This is a genomic window from Stenotrophomonas sp. STEN087 (genome assembly GCF_056759115.1).
Genome location: NZ_JBRRCR010000155.1, coordinates 1 through 3995 on the forward strand (window position 1 = coordinate 1; position 3995 = coordinate 3995).

The following is a 3995-nucleotide window of genomic DNA, read 5'->3' on the forward strand; positions in this document are numbered from 1 at the left end:
CACGCGGGTTTTCCCGCCCCCCACACTCGGCGCCACCCCCCCGACCTGGGGGGGGGCCGCCGGTTGGGGGGCACACCTTCACCGGTCAATGCGAACGCTGCACCGCGTAACGGGCCAGGCCGCGCAGGGCCGCCACGGCATCGTTGTCGCCCAGGCCGTCGAGCGCGCGTTCGGCGGCTTCGGCGTATTCCTCGGCACGGCGGCGGCTGTAATCCAGGCCGCCGGTGGCGTGGATGGCGGCCAGCACTTCCGGCATGGCCGAGGCGTCGCCGTCCTGCACGATGCTGCGCAGGCGCTCGCGGGTGGCATCGTCCGAATGGGCCATGGCGTGGATCAGCGGCAGGGTCGCCTTGCCTTCGGCCAGGTCGTCGCCCAGGTTCTTGCCCAGTTCCTCGGCGTTGGCCGAGTAATCCAGCACGTCATCGGCAATCTGGAAGGCGTAGCCCAGGTGCATGCCGTAGTCGTACAGGGCCTGCTGGGTGGCTTCGTCCACGCCGCTGGCCAGCGCGCCCAGGCGGGTGCCGGCAGCGAACAGCACGGCGGTCTTGCGCTCGATCACGCGCAGGTAGGCCGCTTCGTCGGTGTCCGGGTTGTGCACGTGCAGCAGCTGCAGCACTTCGCCTTCGGCAATGCGGTTGGTGGTGTCAGCCAGGATCCGCATGACCGGCATGCGGTCCAGTTCCACCATCAGCTGGAAGCTGCGCGAATACAGGAAGTCGCCCACCAGCACGCTCGGCGCGTTGCCCCACAGGGCATTGGCGGTGCTGCGGCCGCGCCGCAGGCTGGATTCGTCCACCACGTCGTCGTGCAGCAGGGTCGAGGTATGGATGAACTCGATGATCGCCGCCAGCTGGTGGTGTTCCGGGCCGGCCTGGCCGACTGCGTGGCCGGCCAGCATGACCAGCATCGGGCGCAGGCGCTTGCCGCCGGCGGAAATGATGTGGTCGGCGATCTGGTTGATCAGTACGACGTCCGAGGACAGCCGGTCCCGGATCAGGGCATCGACGGCGGCCATGTCGGCCGCAGCAAGCGACTGGATCTGGGGCAGGCCCAGGGCGGGACGGGTGTCTTCGGTGATGGTCATGCGATCAGGCTTTCAGGCTCACCACCAATTATAGGGTCTGGCCGTGAAATCGGGCGGAAACCGGCACGACCGGCCATTTCGCACGCCGTTGGCCGGACCCGCGGCGTGAATACGTATGCAGGCCGCGCCATGCCCCGGAGGCCGCCGCTAAGCTTGCGGTTGTTGGTTTTCGGCCCGCTTCCGGTGGGTCCCGCATGCCCGGAGGGGGGCTGTCGATGTCGCACAATCCATGGTGGCGCGGAGCCGTCATCTACCAGATCTACCCGCGCAGCTACCTCGACGCCAGCGGCGACGGGGTGGGCGACCTGCCGGGCATCATCCAGCGCCTGGACCACATCGCGGCGCTGGGCGCCGATGCGATCTGGATCTCGCCGTTCTTCAAGTCGCCCATGGCCGATTTCGGCTATGACATCGCCGATTATCGCGATGTCGACCCGCTGTTCGGCAGCCTGGAGGACTTCGACCGCCTGCTGGCCAAGGCGCATGGCCTGGGCCTGAAGGTGATGATCGATCAGGTGCTCAGCCACACCTCGCTCGAGCATGCCTGGTTCCGCGAGAGCCGCCAGGACCGCACCAATCCCAAGGCCGACTGGTACGTGTGGGCCGACCCGCGCGAGGACGGCACTCCGCCCAACAACTGGCTGTCGCTGTTCGGTGGCGGCGCCTGGCAGTGGGAGCCGCGCCGCGAGCAGTACTACCTGCACAACTTCCTGGTCGACCAGCCGGATCTGAACTTCCATAACCCGGACGTGCAGCAGGCCACGCTGGACAACGTGCGGTTCTGGCTGGACCGCGGCGTGGACGGCTTCCGCCTGGACGCCATCAACTTCTGCTTCCACGACGCGCAGCTGCGCGACAACCCGCCCAAGCCGGCGGACAAGCGCGTGGGCCGCGGCTTCAGCCCGGACAACCCGTACGCCTACCAGTACCACTACTACAACAACACCCAGCCGGAAAACCTGCCGTTCCTGGAGCAGCTGCGCGCGCTGCTGGACGAGTACCCCGGCGCGGTGAGCCTGGGCGAGATCTCCTCGGAGGACTCGCTGGCCACCACCGCCGAGTACACCCAGGACGGCCGCCTGCACATGGGCTACAGCTTCGAGCTGCTGGTGGACGACTACAGCGCGGCCTACATCCGCGATACGGTCTCGCGCCTGGAAGCGGTGATGACCGAGGGTTGGCCGTGCTGGGCGGTGTCCAACCATGACGTGGAGCGGGCCGTGAGCCGCTGGGGCGGCCGCCCGTCCGACCCGCGCCTGGCCCGCATGCTGGTGGCGATGCTGTGCAGCCTGCGCGGTTCGGTCTGCCTGTACCAGGGCGAGGAGCTGGGCCTGGCCGAGGCCGAGGTGGCCTTCGAGGACCTGCAGGACCCCTACGGCATCACCTTCTGGCCGAACTTCAAGGGCCGCGACGGCTGCCGCACGCCGCTGCCGTGGACCGACGCCCCGCTGGCCGGCTTCACCACCGGCAAGCCCTGGCTGCCGATCCCGGCCGAGCACCGGGCGGCGGCCGTGGCCGTGCAGGATGCCGACCCGGGTTCGGTCCTGGCGGCCTTCCGGGCCTTCCTGGCCTGGCGGCGGACCCAGCCGACCCTGCAGCACGGGGACATCCGTTTCCTGGACAGTGCCGAGCCAGTGCTGCTGTTCGAGCGTATGCTTGCAGATGAAACCCTCCTGCTGGCCTTCAACCTGTCGGCCGAGGCGGTCAGCCATCCGCTGCCGGCCGGTACCTGGCAGCAGCTGGACGTGCCGGGCCCGGATGCGGGCACGGTCGAGGGCACTGAACTGCGGCTGCCGCCGCGCGCGGTGTATTGCGCACGACGCAGCTGACCGATTTCTCCGGTGGCGGTACTTGCGGGGACGGGGCCGAAGCGCCCCGTCCCTTTTTTGTGGGTGGCCGATGGCCGTCACTTTCCAACTATTGGAATGGAATCGGCCGGGGTGGGCGTGGACACTGGTGGCCCCCTCCGTGGTGGACCTCCGATGCGTTTCTTTACTTCCCTGATGCGGGTGTTGTTGCTGGCAGCGGCACTTTCGGCTGCCCACCCTCTCTCCGCTACGCCCATCATGATCGTGGGCCCCGCGCTGGAGGATGCCTTCGAGGGTTTGGACGTGGTGCCTGGCTTGAAGCAGTTGCTTGGTCCGGAGTACGCGGCGTTCCGGCGCAACTTCGATGAGTCGGCGGTGCCGGTGCCGCTCAAGAGTGGGGACTTGCTGCTGGCCGGATGGCGGCTGGGCTTCGCCGATTCCTACGGAGCTGTGGTGGTCCTGCACCCAGACGGAAGCCTGGACGCGGCTTACTACAATGCGGGCGAGCGTGCTCCGCGTTACTTCTCTAACGCAGACCGGCCTCACCACCGGGCGTTGCAGGCCTGGGCGAAGCAATACGTTGGCGATGCGCCGCAGGTCTTCCCGGCAGGTTGGGATTCGTTGGCGCCTGCCGGACTCTGAGCGACGGGTGTTGCTTCCATGTGGGAACTGCTGGGCCAGATCGCCTCCCTTGTTCTGAACCATGTTGGTCACGCACTTGGGCGCTTCAGCGGGCGCATCCTGTTTTCCTTGATGCTGATCGTCGCGATCGGCTGCGCGCTTCTGATCTCGTGATCTCCTGCTGAGTGAATCCACGCATGGCGTGGATCTACCAGTAGATCCACGCCACGCGTAAATGCGTTGCGGTTGGGTTGGTAGATCCACGCCATGCGTGGATGCGGTGGCTCGCGCGGTGTCGACGCGCAAAAAGAAAACCCGCTGCCTGCGCAGCGGGTTTCCGGTCCTGCTCCCCGTGTTGCGTCGCCGGGCATGGCCCGGCGCAACCGATTCAGGACCGCCGGGCATGGTCCGGCGCAACCGGTGGGTTTGCGGCCCGCGGCCCGCACGAACCCGACGTGGGAGAAAATTTTGTTAAACCCCAC

Annotated in this window: 4 protein-coding genes; 3 read left to right on the forward strand and 1 reads right to left on the reverse strand. The window is 67.6% G+C overall.

What is annotated here, in order from left to right; genetic code table 11:
- Positions 1-85: 85 nt before the first annotated feature.
- Positions 86-1084 carry a polyprenyl synthetase family protein gene (locus ACVOK1_RS20285; RefSeq protein WP_481563079.1) on the reverse strand — a complete coding sequence of 333 codons (999 nt, stop codon included), beginning with the start codon at positions 1082-1084 and terminating at the stop codon, positions 86-88.
- Positions 1085-1299: 215 nt separating this feature from the next.
- Between ACVOK1_RS20285 and ACVOK1_RS20290 the strand changes: the two genes are divergently transcribed.
- The 3 genes from ACVOK1_RS20290 to ACVOK1_RS20300 all read left to right on the forward strand — a co-directional run bounded on the left by ACVOK1_RS20290 (position 1300) and on the right by ACVOK1_RS20300 (position 3687).
- The gene (locus tag ACVOK1_RS20290; protein ID WP_108768091.1) at positions 1300-2913 is read left to right on the forward strand and encodes an alpha-glucosidase family protein; all 1614 of its coding nucleotides are present in this window, start codon (positions 1300-1302) and stop codon (positions 2911-2913) included.
- Positions 2914-3066: 153 nt separating this feature from the next.
- A complete protein-coding gene (locus ACVOK1_RS20295; RefSeq protein WP_481563080.1) occupies positions 3067-3534 on the forward strand; it encodes a hypothetical protein in 468 nt (155 codons plus the stop codon).
- A gap of 18 nt (positions 3535-3552) precedes the next feature.
- The gene (locus tag ACVOK1_RS20300) at positions 3553-3687 is read left to right on the forward strand and encodes a hypothetical protein (RefSeq protein ID WP_481563081.1); all 135 of its coding nucleotides are present in this window, start codon (positions 3553-3555) and stop codon (positions 3685-3687) included.
- The last annotated feature ends 308 nt before the right edge of the window (positions 3688-3995 follow it).